Source organism: Ferdinandcohnia salidurans (genome assembly GCF_042680725.1).
Classification (GTDB): Bacteria; Bacillota; Bacilli; order Bacillales; family Bacillaceae_L; genus Ferdinandcohnia; species Ferdinandcohnia salidurans.
This window is the reverse complement of sequence record NZ_JBHUEK010000026.1, coordinates 1-15,820: the sequence shown is the minus strand read 5'-3', so window position 1 is coordinate 15,820 and position 15,820 is coordinate 1. Positions and strand designations below refer to the sequence as shown.

Below are 15,820 nucleotides of genomic sequence, written 5' to 3'. Positions count from 1 at the left end.
TAAAAACGTCAAAATTGTGATTTGATAAAAAAACACTAGTAATTGAATTTTTCACATTACTAGTGCTTAAGTTTCAGTTCCACAAACCATCTTGTTCCATTTTCTTTTTGCTCCTAAAGGCAATGACCACACTTATCATATTGATAACTAACATAAAAATAATTGCATATAATACCGGGGTGTAGCTTCCCATGAAATCAAAAACGTATCCGTAAGCAGGTAAAGCAATAATAGATGCCACAGCTAATCCGAGAGATGCTGTTGAATAAATTTGACTATATTCTTTATTACCAAATAAGCTAGATGTAAGTGCTGGCCCCAATGTTCCAATTGATGAAGATATAAAGCCAAACAATATAACAGCCACTGATATAATTGCGGTGCTAGTTCCTGAGAATAATAGTAGCAAAATTGCAATCATCCCCGCCCCCATTGCAAGGATAGCTGTAATTTTTGATCCGATTCTGTCTGTTAGAAACCCGATAATTAATGATCCAAAAAGGACTCCAATCATATACGTCCCCATCACATTGCCTGCAAAAGTTACATCAAATCCTTTATTCATTAAATATGTCGGAATATGCATTGAAAAGCTCGCAATGGAGGTAACTAAAAGGAAAAAGACCATTAATGCATAGAAGGCAATTGATTTTCTCGCTACCTTCATTTCTACACCTTTTTCACTTGTTTCATTTTCAATTCCTTGACCGTTCTGTTTTGTCTCACCCATTCCATAAGGAATCAAGCCTTTGTCTTGAGGTGATTTTTTTATAAACAACATAATGGTTGGAACCACAATAATGATAACTGTAATCCCGACAATGATATAAGAAGCTCCCCACCCACGGTCGGCTATTAAACCACCAACTACTGGCTGCGCGACTGCACCAAGAATTCCACCTGCTGCACTCAATATTCCAAGCGCAAGACCACTGCTTTTTTTAAACCACTGATTAATCAATACTGGGCCAGCGATAACAGTTATAAAGACTCCACCGACTGCTAGCGGAATAGCAAATAGATACCATCCCCAGACTGATTTCATTAAGCCAAACATGGCAAAAGCTCCAGCTTGCAAGATAATAGCAACTATTAAGAGTACCCGAGTATCATATTTTGCCATCATTTTACCGCCAATAGGTAAGAAAATCATAGTCACAACAGCAGATACACTAAAATAGAGTGTTAAACTCCCCAATCCAATTCCAAGTTCTTTTGTGATGGGTGTCAAAAATAAACCTGCAGAATTATTTAACCCACCTTTACCAAGGCCAACTATGATACATAAAGCCACTAATATCCACCATGCATAGTGGATTTGTTTTTTATTTTCTCCCATGAACTCCCATACTCCCCTTATTTAAACTCTCATACTGTCGAACTGTTAATTAGTTTTGTGCCTTTTTCATTAATTCTTCGAAGTCAGAAATACTTGGATTTCCTATATAATGTCCACCTTCTACTTGAATGGTTTGTCCTGTTATAAACTTAGATTCGTCTGAAGCCAAGAAAACAACAGTATGCCCAATATCCTCTGGCTCACCGTGATATGGTAACGCATTAAATTTTGCGAAAATGTCCAATACTTCTGGTGACATATTATTTTTCGCAGCAGGTGTTAAAATCAACCCCGGAGCAACCGCATTACAGCGAATCTTATTTTTTCCATACTGTGTTGAGATGTATTTCGTAAGATTTACTACCCCTGCTTTTGATGCTCCATATGCAGAACGGATGGCATCACTAAAAAAGCCTGCCATCGATGCTGTATTGATAATCGAACCACCACCCGCTTCAATCATATGTGGGATGGCAAATTTACTTCCAAGCAAAACGCTTTTTAAGTTTAAATTCATGAGGCGATCCCACTCGTCAAGATCCATGTTAACTACATCTAAATCTTTCTTTAGATTTGTCCCACCAACATTGTTATATAAAACATGTATAGAACCGTATTGATTGACAGTAAATTCGACTGCCTCCTTAATAGATTCTTCACTTCCAGCGTCAAGGAAAATCCCAATTGCTTCACCGCCATTAGACTTTATTTCTTGTGCGACCGCCTTTGCCCCATCTACATTAAAATCAGCAATTACCACTTGCGCTCCTTCTTTTGCCAATAATGTCGCAGATGATAGCCCTATACCTGAAGCGCCACCTGTTACTAGTGCAACCTTTCCCGTTACTCTTCCCATCATTGAAACCCCTTTCGAAAAATTATGTTTTTTCATCTAATATTTAGATATCTAACAGTTAAGCACTTAAATGTTAGCAGAACTTCCTCTTTTATGCAATCACAATCTTTTACATTTTTTTGTACACTCAGGTATCACCCGAATTCATATTCTTATTTCAGATTTTTCTACAAAAAAAGAGAGGCAGTAGCTAGTGCCCTGCCCCCCTTCTCACCTATACCAATCCGCTTTCTCCATATTGACGAATGGGATATCTGTGTCAACTTTCCCTTCAATTTTTGCAAGTGAAAAATCAGCCCCATTTAACCATTCTGCAAAGTTAAATATAGTGGGTTCTTGATCCCCGCCAAGTGCGCACCAGGCCTCAAGTTTCTTTGGAAAATAAGCTGAAGTATGTATCGTTCCGGCCCAGCTTCCATAGAGCTTAGAGAAGACTTCTTTATCACTATCATTTAATAATCGAAACGCCTCCAGCCCATTTAAATGATTTTTTCCTTCTATAGCCTGCAGCCTTTTGTTGGAATCATCTAGGACTCGGCGATTTTCTTCTGTTAGGATTTTAAAATGATTCGTACATGTATATCCCTGCCGTACCTCTACTCTTCTTGGAGAAGTTTCCACAATAAAGGGCATCTCACAGGTTGAATCGAATAAGACATAACTAAACGATCCGCGGTGTGGTATGTCCTTTAACAATTGGACGGCATTCTCTACATTGGAGCAAAGTTCAAGAATAAGTCTTCCAATCATATAACAAACGAAACCGTTCCCCGGACGTTTTCGATTCATAAAGGTATAACCCATCGTTAACCCCTTTTCGTTGACCCCATCAGATCTGCCTGTAATTTTTTGTGTTAAGCCGAGTGTGGCATACCCATCATCTATTGGTTGAAAAGCAACCAAACGGCCATCATAGGTTTTGGGATGGTAATCATAGTTTCGAATCATATAATCTTCTCCAACTAATATAGAGCAGCCTGATGGTCGGATATTGACCCTGTAGCCTCCAAATTCCATCAAGACCTTATCCAATGACCACTTCAAAGCATCCTGCAGCCCTAAAAATTCCTCCCAAATAAAAGGGGCCAAATCCTCAAATACCTGTTTCGTCTCATCGATATCAATTTTAAATTGTGGTTTTCTCAGCTTCCACTGTTGCTCCCGATTCTTTACCAAAAATGAATCCCTCAGAAGCTCACCCTGCATAAAACCAAAATCATAATGACTTCCCCGAAACTGAATCACATCCGCAAAAATTCTCTTCATTTTAATTCCTCCTCATTGAGTTAGGCTCGTTGTCTGTATAAAAACTGTCAAGACAAGATATGGAACCCATTTTCCAATCTATCCGATAAATAAAAAAGACTTCTTTACAGAAACGTAAAAAAGGTCAAACCCTTGGGCTTGACCTTTTTTATCGAGAGTTTACTTCAACCTGATTGCTTAGGTTCTACTAGTCTCAGGGACAGTTTCTCTGTCAGGTTTAAAGAGGAGCATAAGACTGTATAAGCCAGCTAACCCCACTAAACTGTAGATAATCCTAGACAAAATCGAATCTTGGCCTCCAAAGATTGCAGCAACCAAGTCAAATTGGAAGAAACCAATAAGTCCCCAATTTATTGCACCAATAATTACTAAAGCTAGAGCTAAACGTTGTAATCCATTCATATTTATCGCCCCTTAATTTTAGTAATATTAGGTTTTGCAATAAAAATTAAAAATATACACCCAACGTTTTATAAAATTTTACGCCGTGCCTATTTCACTTTCCTTAAATGAATTCCGTATTTTAGATAAGGTACTGCTGATTTGATCATTTCCTCTGGGCTGACATTATCCGGATTTCTTCTCCACTCTACAGAAGCCCCGTACATTCCCCAACTCAACATGACTGATGTAATTTTCAAGGTATTTTCGTCATCTGTAGGATGCTGTTTCTTTAACATTTTATAAAAAATGACTTCAAGTTGGTCCCGGATAATACGGGCAATCGTATCCTCATAACCACGGTGGCAGCGATTTGATAATGACAACTGAAAATTAGTGATTGCTTTAAAAATGATGCTAAATGTTTCTTCATTTAATTCACTTTGTTGATAGGACTCACTATTTAAATTTATGAGCAAGACTTCTGATAAAACCTTTTCCAACAAGTCATAAATATCCTCAAAATGATAATAAAAGGTTGCCCGATTAATCATGGCTTCCGTAGTGATGTCTTTTATCGTAATGTCTTTAAATTCCTTTTTTCCTGAAAGCTCAATGAATGAATCCATAATTAATTTTCGCGTACGTAAGACTCGCGGGTCTGTTTTTTCTTGTGTCATTTCATTCTCCCCCTCCCACTTTTCCAACAATTTTGGCGATGTGTTGGATATCCGACAAATCAAGTCTTCTATTGGTATATATACTTTCCATTATCCACTAAACTGAAAGTACAAAGCAAACAAAATGGGACGGGGTTACTTGTCCCAGGAAAAATATGGTGGGACGAGGGACCTGTCCCCTTGACCCAAAAAACTAAAGTGAGGGAATTCTTATGACAAACAATAATAATTTAATGTGTGATTTGGAAACTGGTGTTTGTGGTGTAGCAGGAGACGATGACATGGAAGTAATTGATTTTAACCAACCAAAGAAAACGATTGATTTGTATTATGTGACAGATCCTATCTGCTCACATTGCTGGGCGCTTGAACCAACTTTCCGTCGTTTCAAAGAGCAGTATGGACATTATTTCAATTTCCACACCGTCTTAGGTGGATTACTTGAAAAATGGCATGGCGGGCCTGTTGATCCAGCAAACGGAATTCATGGTCCTGCAGATGTTGCTGGCCATTGGAGAGAAGTTGGGGAATATTCACGTATGCCAATCGATGGATCATTGATGATTGACAATCCCGTTCAATCTTCCTTCCCACCGTCTCGTGTGTATAAAGTCATTCAAAAGAATCACGGTGATGACAAAGCAAATGAATATCTCCGCCATGCAAGGGAAGAATTATTTGCCTTCAATAACAACATCGCTGAAAAATCTGTGATGATTGAAAATGTCAATCATTTAGGTTTAGATGGAGAAGCCATTGTAAAAGAAGCAGAATCTGAAGTTGGCCAACAATTATTAAACGAAGACTTTGCTCTTGCAGCGAAACTTGGTGCCAGAGGCTTTCCAACAATAATTATGGTAAATGAAGAAAACAAAGGCGTTAAAATTGTAGGTAGCCGTCCATTGGATTATTACGTTTCCGGACTATCGAAAATAACAGGCGAAGATGCACCGCAAGCAAAGCAGCAACCTGCACTATCTGACTTGCTTGAAAAAGAAATTCTTTTTGCAAAAGAAATTGAAGTGATGTACGATTTGGAACCTTCTGCACTTCAAGCATTCATTGAGAACCAATTAAAGCCAGGCACGTTTGAAGAAAAAGAACTCCTCGGCGAAAAATACTTTGTGAAAAAATAATGGGACATAGGGACAGGTACACTGTCCCAGTAAGAAATATGGGACGAGGGACCCCTCGTCCCACTAATATGCCCATTTCCCACTGATCGTTCCCTCCATCGACACTGGTGCATTCATGTCGACATAGAATAGTACAGCTGTTGTATCCGCTACTCCAGTTATTGAAGGTAGAGGCTCCTCTAAATCTGTAACAGCTTCCTTTTTTTTAATCTGAAAATCCCCAACAGTAAGCTCACCATCTACAACATATAAAAATGGTGATAAGCCTTGGTAAACAGGTATTTCTAACTGATCCCCTTGCCTCAAATGCGCATCAAGAATATAGACATTTTGTCGAACCTTCAGTGGCGCTTTACTTTCTTCAGGTCCTACCATGAGATACCAATCACGGTTTCGAATGGGCTTTTCATGAAATTGAATCGTTGGTTCGAGATCGGATTCATAGGGTCGAACAAAAATTTGGAGCATTTCGACTTGATCATTTTTCACTTTTTCCTCATGCCAAAAGCTCCGACCCGCATTCATCATCATTAAGTGCCCAGTCGTTATCGGAACCTCTATCCCAGTTGAATCCTTATGATGCATTGTACCACGCCATACATAACTCAAAATCTCATCGTTGACATGCTCATGCATCTTTATCGTTAATCCTTTTTTCATCACAGCATGGTCGATAATACTTAACGAGCCGAACGCAAAATCTTTATTCTCCTCTAAAATATCGCCAGGCTGAATTCTTGTGATTGTAAATGGACCCTTGTATGGTTGCCAATGCTTTTCGGCAGAAAGTTTTTGTAACATTGAAAGGTCACCTTTTGTCCTTTTTGTATATTATAACAAACCCTACTAATCGTTTCTTGTTCGAGAGCTTTTACTTTGCATATAATGGAAACTAAGTAAACCTTGAAAATATTTTTTACCCCCGTATCTTTTCATACCCTTTTATTCGTTTATAAAATAGAGACGCGCTGAAGGAGTGATTGTTTTGCATAGTAAGCTTTGGAATGGTTCAGAGGACTTTAGAGAACAGAAGGAATTTTTTACTGAGGAACAACTTCATGATCTCTATCCGCTGCTCCGACGATATTGCCAGTTTATATCCCAAAACAGCTGGGATGGAGAAGATCTCGTGCAGGAATCCTTGATTAAGGCTTGGAAGCATTATAGGCACCAGCCTACAATCTCTAAAGCACTCTTGAATAAAATAGCCCGAAATGTATGGATAGACACAGTGCGAAAACGAAGCAAAGAGTCTCTTGAAGCTATTACTGATGATGGATATGATGAATCCCTGCAAATGGAGAAACGCTTCGAGGCTGTACAACAGCTTATGAGTAAGCTAACACCGAAGCAAGCTGTCATTTTTGTTTTAAAAGAAGGGTTTCAGTTTCAACTACTTGAAATAGCTGAACTATTAAACACAAATGAGACTGCTGTGAAAGCCGCCATGTATCGTGCAAAACAGAAAATGGAGAAGAAAGAAGAAATTCCACTTATCGAGCAATATTGGACAGAGGAAGATCGTGAGCAGATTCAAAAAGTACTATATGAATCTTTAAACAAGCAAGATCCATCCATATTAATCAGGACGATACCTTCTATCCATTCTTTATCGAAAAACACAAATCCAACTTGTTCTATGCAAAAATCACGATCCTACAAATTTCCTTCAAGCACTGTCTCTATGGCTATGGCTGCATAATAAGATGCAAGCGAATAAGGAGGAAAATAATTTGAATTCGATACCATATGTAATTGAACAATCCAGTCGTGGGGAACGATCGTATGATATTTACTCGAGGTTATTAAAAGATCGGATTATTTTGATTGGTGACGAAATAAATGATTCTGTTGCCAATAGTATAGTTGCACAGCTATTATTTTTAGCAGCTGATGATCCCGATAAAGATATTTCCCTTTATATTAACAGTCCCGGTGGCTCTACTTCTGCTGGTTTTGCCATTTTTGATACGATGCAATATATTAAACCAGATATTAGGACCATTTGTACAGGTATGGCTGCATCCTTTGGTGCCATGCTTTTGCTAGCCGGAACAAAAGGAAAAAGATTTGCCCTCCCAAATAGTGAAATCATGATCCATCAGCCGTTAGGTGGGGTGCGCGGCCAAGCAACTGAGATTGAAATTTCCGCAAAACGCATCCTTAAGCTTCGAGAACATACCAATCAAATCATTTCAGAACGCACAGGTCAACCAGTTGAGAAGGTAGCAAAGGATACTGATCGGGACTATTTTATGAGTGCAGAAGAAGCAAAGGAATACGGGATAATTGATGGAATAATTAAATAACCATCTTTATAGAAAAAGCGAATACCACTCTCAAATGGTAATCGCTTTTTACCTTTTCAGGATTTGTTATGCAGCCTTTATTTTTTTACCTTTATTTCGTTCAAATCTTGGAAATCCAATTAGAATGGCAATAATACCACATATTAAAATTGCAATTGGATAATAGGAATATGCCAAAATGCTTAATGGCGAAATTGCCGCCAACCCTGATGCGACAAGCATTTGTCCTCCATATGGAACAAGCCCTTGCCAGCTACTCGAAAATATATCAAGAATACTTGCAGATTTTCGTGGATCAATTTGGTATTCATCAGCAATATTCTTTGCCAATGGACCAGTGATAATAATAGAAATTGTGTTGTTAGCAGTAGCTAAATCTGTGACACTAACCAATCCAGCAATTCCAAACTCTGCCCCTTTTTTCGTTTTAATTTTACTCGTTACAAAGTTTAGAAGCCATTGGATACCACCGTTATGCTGGATAATGCCAATCATACCTCCGATTAAAATCGCAACAATGGCTAAATCCTCCATATTAATAACACCTTGGGAAACAGCTTTTATAAATCCAGTCAAGGTGTAAGAACCATCAACTAAACCAATAATCCCTGCAAAAATGGTCCCACCTAGAAGAACAATTAAGACATTCACTCCCAGTAAAGCAACAATTAGGACGGCTAGGTATGGAACTACTTTAATAAACTCATATGAGTAATCTCCTAAAGTTTCAACACTATTACCAGCAGTAACGAACCAAAGAATGATTGCAGATACGATAACGGCAGGTAACACAATCAGAAAGTTAGTTTTAAATTTGTCACTCATTTTCGTTTGCTGTGTTCGTACCGCTGCGATGGTAGTATCAGATATCATCGAGAGGTTATCTCCAAACATCGCCCCACCAATGACCGTTCCCATTGCTAAAGCCAGCGGTATCCCAGTTTGTTCTGCAATGCCAATACCAATTGGAGCAAGTGCGGCAACCGTTCCCATTGATGTCCCCATCGATAGAGAAATGAAACAACCGACAACAAATAATCCGACCATTAATAGATTACTAGGAATAAAAGTTAACCCCATATTTACGGTAGACTCAACTGCCCCCATGCCTTTTGCAGTTTCAGCAAATGCACCAGCTAAAATAAAGATAACCGCCAACAGCATAATGTTGGGGTGACCAGCACCTTTTGTAAATATATCAATTTTCGTTGATAATTTTTCCTTTTTATTCATTATTAATGCAATGGCAGAAGCAATAATAATCGCAACATTTAATGGCATATTTGAAAAATCACCGGAAATAGCTCCAGTGCCGACAAATAATAAGACAAAAATTAATAATGGAAACAACGCAGAGAAGCTTCCTTTTTTTACATCTTCCATTTCTACCAACTCCTTTCATTTTAAAAGATGAAATCAGTGCATCGTCATTCCACCCGTAACATTTATCCCTTGCCCCGTCATATAATCCGAGTATGTTGAGGCTAAAAACACAACAACATTTGCGATATCTTTAGGTTCAGCCGTTCTACCTAGCGGAACCTGAGAACAGTCCTCCTGCCTTATTAGCTCAGCATTAAGCCCTCTTAACTCACCGCCTATTACTCTTTCCTTACGCTTCATGTCAGTTTCTACGATGCCAGGACAAACCGCGTTCACATTGATTCCATCTTGAGCCAATTCAATTGCCATTGTTTTTGTAAAGCCTAATACAGCATGTTTGGAAGCAACATAACTTCCCATTAATCGGTACCCATTTTTACCCGCTTGCGAGGATATGTTGATAATCTTTCCACCTTGCCCTTGCTTTTTCAGGATTCTTGCGACGGCTTTACTGAACAGGTATACTCCTTTTGCGTTCACGTCCATCACAAGGTCCCAGTCTTCTTCTTTTATATCTACGGAGTAATCCATTTTTGAAATTCCGGCGTTATTCACTAAAATATCTAAACGCCCAAAATGCTCCATTACTTCTTGAACCGCTTTTTCAACCTGTGCGGCTATTGTAACGTCTGCCTGGAAGTAAACTAACTTTTCATTGGAATTTTCCGCATTAAATTCTCTATCCACTACAGCTACTTTAGCCCCACACTCTAAAAATGCGTCCACAATCGCTTTTCCGATACCTTGGGCACCGCCAGTTACAATAGCTACTTTTCCTGTTAAATCCATACAATACATTTTAGTATCCTCCATGCCTTCATAAAAAAAGTATTCGCGTCTGATTACTTGGTTTTATCCTGTAAAAGGAACAGGTACACCGTCACACCTGCTAATGCAGTTGGACGAGAGCCCCGTCCTTGTTTCCTTTATCCCCAAATTTCTTTTGAGATATCTACAATGTATTTCAATTTCGCCCATTGCTCTTCTTCAGTTAAAATATTTCCGTGGTGCGTCGAAGCAAAACCACATTGCGGGCTGATACACAAATTTTCAAGTGGTACAAATTGTGATGCTTCTTTTACACGTGCGATAATATTCTCTTTAGATTCTAATTCTCCACGCTTTGATGTAAATACACCAAGAACAACGCGAGGGCCATTATTTGGGATATACTCTAATGGAGTGAAGTCCCCCGAACGATCGTCATCATACTCTAAGAAAAAGCCATCCACTTTTTCTTTCGCAAAAAGAGTAGGAGCAATTTTTGCATAGCTTCCTTCGAATGCCCAGTTAGAACGGTAATTTCCACGACAAAGGTGGGTCGTAATTGTTAAATCTTCCGGCTTTCCCTCTAATACGCCATTAGCCACTCTTAACGCTAATTCGATTAATTCTTCACGTGTTGAACCACTATCATTAAAAGGGATCTCCGGTGCATTGAGACCTGCTATGTAAACATCGTCTAGTTGTAAATAGCGGCAGCCTGCCTCATAAAAGGCTTTAATGGCATCTCGATATGTTTGAATAATATCATTCGCATATTCCTCAAGATCAGGATAGATTTCCTTGTTACGGATTCCAGCATTAAACAATTGATTCGGACTTGGAATGGTTTGCTTTGCAATCGCACGGTCACCCACGATTTCTTTAAATTCAATGAAATCTTTAACATGTGGGTGCTCAGGATTAAAGGAAATTTTCCCAATAACTCGCACGTCGTATCTCTCGGTCTCTTCTTCCTTGAACTTAAAGCCATGGTTCGGAACATAGCCCTCTACTCCATTCAAATGCTCTAAGAAATCTGTGTGCCAAAATCTCCGGCGGAACTCGCCATCTGTAACGGCATGTAAGCCAATTTCAATTTGTTTATCTACAATCTTTTTAATTTCTTCTGTTTCAATATCATGAAGTTCGTGTGCTGAAATTGCTCCAGTTTGAAAATCTTTTCTTGCCTGATGAATTACTTCTGGACGTAATAAACTTCCTACATGGTCTGCACGAAATGGAGCCTTTACTAACGTTTTTGTCATTTTAAAACCTCTCCTACCTTTTAATTTTGGGACAAGGGACCTGTCCCTCCGTCCCACACAAAAAACCCTCTTCTTGCAAATAAGAAGAGGGTTGGATAGACATATGAAGTCCCGCTCTTCTTATCTTCTAGCTTGTTGCTACTGGAATTGGCACAGTACTTAAAAAAGTCTGTTGCCGAGGCTTCAAAGGGCCAGTCCCTCCACCTCTCTGGATAAGAAAATTCGAAATATTAAATTATGAATTAAACTTTACGCTCAAATGTAAAATTTGTCAATAGTAATTTTCCAAATAAACCTTTGGTATCGACTTGTTGTGTACTTCTTACGCTCTACGACTTTTTAGTGTTTTTCCAATTAATCTCACTTATAAAAGTAGATCCCAAGATTAAGATGCCACCGACTATTTGTATGAGGTTCATACTTTCATTTAAGATAATGGCAGCCATGATTACAGCGGAAATGGGGTCAATATAGCTTAATACGGCAATCGTTTGACCTTTTAATTTTTTTATTGCTGAAAAATATAATAGGTACGCAACCCCTGTGTGAATGATCCCAACCATTAGTAATAGACTGATTGACTGTAGACCAAGTCCTGAGTAATTCAGGCTTTGCGTAGCTAAAACGTATGGAAACAGTACAATCGAAGCCATTGAAAGCTGCATAATGGTAGTTTCAAAATCTGATAGGCCTTTGATAAACTTGTTGATTAGAATCATACTTGCGTAAAAAGCTGCAGCGAGTAAGCCATTCAAAATGCCTACAGGATGGTTGTATGTTCCTGCCGATGTTTCAGCACCTGGATTAACAACTAAAAGCAAACCTACAAAGGCGAATACAATGCTAGTTCCCTTCATCCAAGTCCATTTTTCTTTCAATAATAGCGGTGCCAAAATCATAACAAACACTGGGGCAAAATAATAGCTTAGTGTAGCATTCGAAATAGTTGTATATCGATAAGATTCGAATAGAAAAATCCAGTTGAAGCCCAACGCTGCCCCGGATAAAAGCAGTAAGATAAGATTCCGTTTTGACATTTTCAATGAAAACTTTTGCTTTACTAGAAAACTGGCACCAATTAAAAACAAACTTCCAATTGTCCCCCGAAATAAAGCCATTTCGCTCGAAGAAAGATCAATATTCTTCACAAACAACCCAATACTACCAAAAATCAGCATTACTCCTATAAAAATAAACTTTGCCTTCATATCCCTACTCCTATTTATAGTCCCGCCCTCTTCCCCTATGTGGCAAAAGAACAGGCACAAAATGTCCTAAAACTAAATGAAACAGAAAATCTCTAATATGAGATTCTCTGTTTCACATGTTACATTGCTTTATTTAAATTGTCAGCCTATATTTTTATTTCCTGAATCTTTTACGTAAAAAATCTTAATCTCGTAATCTGTCCCTCTATAGATGAATCGGTCCCTGTGGTCCAACTGGAACACCGATTAGGTACCAAATCACTGCAATTATGATCCAGAATATACCGAAGAATACCGTGTATGGAAACAATCCAGAAATCAATGTTCCTAACCCAATATTTTTATCGTATTTTTTCGCAAAAGATAATAATAGTACCAGATATGGAAGCATTGGGGTAATAGGATTTGTAATCGAATCTCCCACGCGGTAAATGGCTTGTGTAAAGGCCGGGTGGTAATCCAAATACATAAACATCGGTACAAAGATTGGAGCAAGAATCGCCCACTTTGCTGATGCACTTCCAATTAGCAGATTTACAAATGCAACAAAAATAATGAACAAAATGATTAACGGAACACCTGTTATCCCTATATCATTAAGGAAGTTAGCCCCTTTAATCGCAATGATTGGACCTAGATTACTCTCGCTAAAGAATGAAAGTAATTGTGCGGCAAAAAACACTAAGACAATGTAAGGTCCCATCGTGCTCATCGATTTTCCTAAAATATTTCCAAAATCTCTTGAACTAGTAATTGTTTTGGCACCAAGTCCATAGAAGAAACCAGGAATAAAGAAGAAAATTGTTAATAATGGTACAATCCCTGAAATTAATGGGGATCCATCGATAATCGAACCAGTTTCCGGATTACGTAAAATGCCATTTTCAGGAATAATCAGCGCCAATAAAACAATTACATAGACAGCTGTAGATATTCCTGCCCATTTTAGTCCGCGACTTTCATCTAATGAAATGTTTTCAATTGCCTCAATTTCACCTGTATATTCCCCAAATCTTGGAATCGTAAATTTATGCGTGACCCATACAGAAACAAATAACAGGACAATTGCTGATACCGCGATAAAATAATAGTTCATAGCAGGATTTGCTACATAATTTGGATCTACCGTCTGAGCAGCTGGACCGGTAAACCCAGCGACAAGTGTATCAGACATGCCAATAATGAAGTTTGCAGCAAATGCTCCAAGTGTGGAGGCATATGCCATAATGAGTCCCACGAGTGGATGATATCCAAAAGCCATTAATACGCTTGCTGCGAGTGGCGGCAATACAATTGGACCTGCATCACCAGCTGCGTTTCCTACAATCGCAATTAAAATAATGATTGGAATAATTAGCTTTTTTGGAGTCGTTAAGACCGCACGCTTCATAATCGTTGAGAAGAATCCGCTATTTTCAGCCATTCCAATCCCAATCATCATAACAAGAACCATACCAAGTGGAGCAAAAGCGGTAAAGTTCGTCACTGAATTTAGTAAAATTGCAACTAGACCATCCCCAGTTAAGAGATTAATAGCCTCCACCGCTTCTCCTGTCGTGGGATGTGTTGCTGATACATTGAATAACGATGCAATATAAGATGAAATTAAGGTAATGGCACAAAGAATAATAAACAATACGATTGGATCAGGTAGCTTATTCCCTGCGTACTCAATCGAATCCAGCATTCGATTAAAAAATGTTTTATTTTTTTTCGTTGTAGTTTGCGACATACTATCTCCTTTCTGTGATGCTTATTTATTGTTAGTTAATGTTAATGCTGTAAAGACGTGGAATCGCAATCCGTCTTTCAACGCTTCTTCATCAATATCAAATTTAGGATGGTGGTGTGGATATGTGATTCCCTTTTCTTCGTTCCCTGCACCAATAATGACAAAGCAACCAGGTTTTTCATTACTGAATGCAGAAAAATCTTCTCCACCAAGAAGCGGATCAACCCACTCAAGTGTTCGATCAGGTAAGAACTCTTCAATAACCTGTACAACTTCATCTGTTACGTGTTTGTCATTCATAACCGAACTATAGCCATACGTATAGTTTACCTTTGCTTCAACACCGTTTGCTTTCGCAATACCTTCAGTAATCTCACTGATACGTTTTTTAACAAGTTCACGTACTTCGGGACTTAATGTTCGAACGGATCCACCAATTTCAACAGTATCAGGGATGACATTCAATGCTAACCCACCAGCTTGGAATTTAGTCACAGACACCACACTTGGCTCTAGTGGATCAATGGATCGTGAGACAATGTGATTAAGACCTGTAACAATTTGTGCACCAGTCACAAGAGGGTCGATTGTTAATTGAGGAGTTGAAGCATGTCCCCCTTTACCTTGTAAAGAAATCTCAAACACATCACTTGCTGCTGTTAATGCTCCATAGCGGATGTGAACCGTACCAAATGGAACTGTTGAAAATAAATGGACACCAACAACCTCATCGACTCCGTCAAGAACTCCAGCGGCAACCATTTCTTGTGCGCCTCCAGGAGGTAGTTCCTCTGCATGTTGGAAAAGAAACACGATTTCACCACTTAAATCTTCTTTATGCGCTGTCAAAATCTTAGCTGCTCCTAACAACATCGATGTATGACCATCATGACCACAAGCATGCATGACTCCATCTTTTGTTGAGGTAAATGGAAGCCCAGTTTCTTCTTTTATAGGCAAAGCATCCATATCTGCACGGAGAGCAATGACTCTACCTGGCTTAGATCCCTTTAAGCGGGCTACTACACTCGTTTTTGTCGGTCTAGATAATTCAAAACCACCAAAGCTTTCAAGAAGGTTATATACAAATTGAGAGGTATGATCCTCTTGAAAAGAAAGTTCTGGGTTTTGATGTAAATAACGACGCCATTCGATTACATCTTTGTAAACATCATCTAATTGTTGAAGGATCTCATTCTTTTTCAAAGTAACATCTCCCATTTCATTAAGTAATTTTTTAAAAAATATCTTATATTTAGTTTCTAGCAAAAATACTTTAGTACGTTAACATGATATAAGAATATAAAAACTATTTCAATGGAAAATTATATTAATATTATTCGGAATTAATAGTTTCATTCTGTCTTTTGTATCAATACGAGTACACAGCACCTGAATTACACTGTATTTTCCGGAATAATCCCTATTTTAAAAAAGTAAGTATCCGCCCGTAGAACGGGCGGTTTTGATTTCGCCCTATAAGGGCACTTTACCAACGAA

15 protein-coding genes and 1 riboswitch are annotated in these 15,820 nt (G+C 38.5%); of the genes, 3 read left to right on the top strand and 12 right to left on the bottom strand.

The window, feature by feature from the left end; all coding sequences use genetic code 11:
* Positions 1-73: 73 nt before the first annotated feature.
* The 5 genes from ACFSFW_RS18280 to ACFSFW_RS18260 all read right to left on the bottom strand — a co-directional run bounded on the left by ACFSFW_RS18280 (position 74) and on the right by ACFSFW_RS18260 (position 4,522).
* A complete protein-coding gene (locus ACFSFW_RS18280; protein WP_388040368.1) occupies positions 74-1,339 on the bottom strand; it encodes an MFS transporter in 1,266 nt (421 codons plus the stop codon).
* Positions 1,340-1,388: 49 nt separating this feature from the next.
* Positions 1,389-2,195 carry an SDR family NAD(P)-dependent oxidoreductase gene (locus ACFSFW_RS18275; protein WP_388040366.1) on the bottom strand — a complete coding sequence of 269 codons (807 nt, stop codon included), beginning with the start codon at positions 2,193-2,195 and terminating at the stop codon, positions 1,389-1,391.
* A 210-nt stretch (positions 2,196-2,405) separates the two neighbouring features.
* The gene (locus ACFSFW_RS18270) at positions 2,406-3,461 is read right to left on the bottom strand and encodes a C45 family autoproteolytic acyltransferase/hydrolase (RefSeq protein ID WP_388040364.1); all 1,056 of its coding nucleotides are present in this window, start codon (positions 3,459-3,461) and stop codon (positions 2,406-2,408) included.
* A gap of 177 nt (positions 3,462-3,638) precedes the next feature.
* A complete protein-coding gene (locus ACFSFW_RS18265; protein ID WP_304214814.1) occupies positions 3,639-3,863 on the bottom strand; it encodes a DUF378 domain-containing protein in 225 nt (74 codons plus the stop codon).
* Positions 3,864-3,952: 89 nt separating this feature from the next.
* Positions 3,953-4,522 (bottom strand): TetR/AcrR family transcriptional regulator, encoded by a 570-nt coding sequence (locus ACFSFW_RS18260; protein WP_304214815.1) that lies wholly within the window; start codon positions 4,520-4,522, stop codon positions 3,953-3,955.
* Between the two features lie 212 nt (positions 4,523-4,734).
* On the opposite strand from ACFSFW_RS18260, the gene ACFSFW_RS18255 reads away from it, so the two are divergent.
* Positions 4,735-5,658, top strand: coding sequence for a DsbA family protein (locus ACFSFW_RS18255; protein ID WP_304214817.1), 924 nt, complete (start codon positions 4,735-4,737; stop codon positions 5,656-5,658).
* Positions 5,659-5,721: 63 nt separating this feature from the next.
* Here ACFSFW_RS18255 and ACFSFW_RS18250 read toward each other — a convergent pair whose 3' ends face one another.
* The gene (locus ACFSFW_RS18250; protein ID WP_304214818.1) at positions 5,722-6,459 is read right to left on the bottom strand and encodes a pirin family protein; all 738 of its coding nucleotides are present in this window, start codon (positions 6,457-6,459) and stop codon (positions 5,722-5,724) included.
* 184 nt (positions 6,460-6,643) lie between these two features.
* Here ACFSFW_RS18250 and ACFSFW_RS18245 point away from each other — a divergent pair, with 184 nt between their 5' ends.
* Complete coding sequence (locus ACFSFW_RS18245) at positions 6,644-7,360, top strand: sigma-70 family RNA polymerase sigma factor (RefSeq protein ID WP_304214820.1); 717 nt, start codon at positions 6,644-6,646, stop codon at positions 7,358-7,360.
* A gap of 4 nt (positions 7,361-7,364) precedes the next feature.
* Positions 7,365-7,967, top strand: a complete 603-nt coding sequence (gene clpP / locus ACFSFW_RS18240; RefSeq protein ID WP_304214822.1) for an ATP-dependent Clp endopeptidase proteolytic subunit ClpP — start codon at positions 7,365-7,367, stop codon at positions 7,965-7,967.
* Positions 7,968-8,033: 66 nt separating this feature from the next.
* On the opposite strand, the gene ACFSFW_RS18235 is transcribed toward clpP, so the two are convergent.
* The 6 genes from ACFSFW_RS18235 to ACFSFW_RS18210 all read right to left on the bottom strand — a co-directional run bounded on the left by ACFSFW_RS18235 (position 8,034) and on the right by ACFSFW_RS18210 (position 15,526).
* On the bottom strand, positions 8,034-9,350 hold the full coding sequence (locus tag ACFSFW_RS18235) for a Na+/H+ antiporter NhaC family protein (RefSeq protein ID WP_304214824.1): 1,317 nt from the start codon (positions 9,348-9,350) through the stop codon (positions 8,034-8,036).
* 33 nt (positions 9,351-9,383) lie between these two features.
* Positions 9,384-10,148 carry an SDR family NAD(P)-dependent oxidoreductase gene (locus ACFSFW_RS18230; RefSeq protein ID WP_304214954.1) on the bottom strand — a complete coding sequence of 255 codons (765 nt, stop codon included), beginning with the start codon at positions 10,146-10,148 and terminating at the stop codon, positions 9,384-9,386.
* A 128-nt stretch (positions 10,149-10,276) separates the two neighbouring features.
* Positions 10,277-11,380, bottom strand: coding sequence for a 5-methyltetrahydropteroyltriglutamate--homocysteine S-methyltransferase (locus ACFSFW_RS18225; protein WP_388040360.1), 1,104 nt, complete (start codon positions 11,378-11,380; stop codon positions 10,277-10,279).
* A gap of 117 nt (positions 11,381-11,497) precedes the next feature.
* A riboswitch (SAM riboswitch) is annotated at positions 11,498-11,599 on the bottom strand.
* Positions 11,600-11,709: 110 nt separating this feature from the next.
* A complete protein-coding gene (locus ACFSFW_RS18220; protein WP_304214826.1) occupies positions 11,710-12,588 on the bottom strand; it encodes a DMT family transporter in 879 nt (292 codons plus the stop codon).
* 205 nt (positions 12,589-12,793) lie between these two features.
* Positions 12,794-14,320, bottom strand: coding sequence for an AbgT family transporter (locus ACFSFW_RS18215; RefSeq protein ID WP_304214828.1), 1,527 nt, complete (start codon positions 14,318-14,320; stop codon positions 12,794-12,796).
* Between the two features lie 21 nt (positions 14,321-14,341).
* Positions 14,342-15,526 (bottom strand): M20 metallopeptidase family protein, encoded by a 1,185-nt coding sequence (locus ACFSFW_RS18210; RefSeq protein WP_388040358.1) that lies wholly within the window; start codon positions 15,524-15,526, stop codon positions 14,342-14,344.
* Between the last annotated feature and the right edge of the window lie 294 nt (positions 15,527-15,820).

What these genes read in the sequence shown, in the direction of transcription:
- ACFSFW_RS18275 (WP_388040366.1), bottom strand. Translation starts at nt 2,195, where the DNA reads ATGGGAAGAGTAACGGGAAAGGTTGCACTAGTAACAGGTGGCGCTTCA.
- ACFSFW_RS18265 (WP_304214814.1), bottom strand. Translation starts at nt 3,863, where the DNA reads ATGAATGGATTACAACGTTTAGCTCTAGCTTTAGTAATTATTGGTGCA.
- ACFSFW_RS18250 (WP_304214818.1), bottom strand. Translation starts at nt 6,459, where the DNA reads ATGTTACAAAAACTTTCTGCCGAAAAGCATTGGCAACCATACAAGGGT.
- ACFSFW_RS18220 (WP_304214826.1), bottom strand. Translation starts at nt 12,588, where the DNA reads ATGAAGGCAAAGTTTATTTTTATAGGAGTAATGCTGATTTTTGGTAGT.
- ACFSFW_RS18260 (WP_304214815.1), bottom strand. Translation starts at nt 4,522, where the DNA reads ATGACACAAGAAAAAACAGACCCGCGAGTCTTACGTACGCGAAAATTA.
- ACFSFW_RS18280 (WP_388040368.1), bottom strand. Translation starts at nt 1,339, where the DNA reads ATGGGAGAAAATAAAAAACAAATCCACTATGCATGGTGGATATTAGTG.
- ACFSFW_RS18225 (WP_388040360.1), bottom strand. Translation starts at nt 11,380, where the DNA reads ATGACAAAAACGTTAGTAAAGGCTCCATTTCGTGCAGACCATGTAGGA.
- clpP (WP_304214822.1), top strand. Translation starts at nt 7,365, where the DNA reads ATGCAAGCGAATAAGGAGGAAAATAATTTGAATTCGATACCATATGTA.
- ACFSFW_RS18215 (WP_304214828.1), bottom strand. Translation starts at nt 14,320, where the DNA reads ATGTCGCAAACTACAACGAAAAAAAATAAAACATTTTTTAATCGAATG.
- ACFSFW_RS18255 (WP_304214817.1), top strand. Translation starts at nt 4,735, where the DNA reads ATGACAAACAATAATAATTTAATGTGTGATTTGGAAACTGGTGTTTGT.
- ACFSFW_RS18235 (WP_304214824.1), bottom strand. Translation starts at nt 9,350, where the DNA reads ATGGAAGATGTAAAAAAAGGAAGCTTCTCTGCGTTGTTTCCATTATTA.
- ACFSFW_RS18230 (WP_304214954.1), bottom strand. Translation starts at nt 10,148, where the DNA reads ATGTATTGTATGGATTTAACAGGAAAAGTAGCTATTGTAACTGGCGGT.
- ACFSFW_RS18270 (WP_388040364.1), bottom strand. Translation starts at nt 3,461, where the DNA reads ATGAAGAGAATTTTTGCGGATGTGATTCAGTTTCGGGGAAGTCATTAT.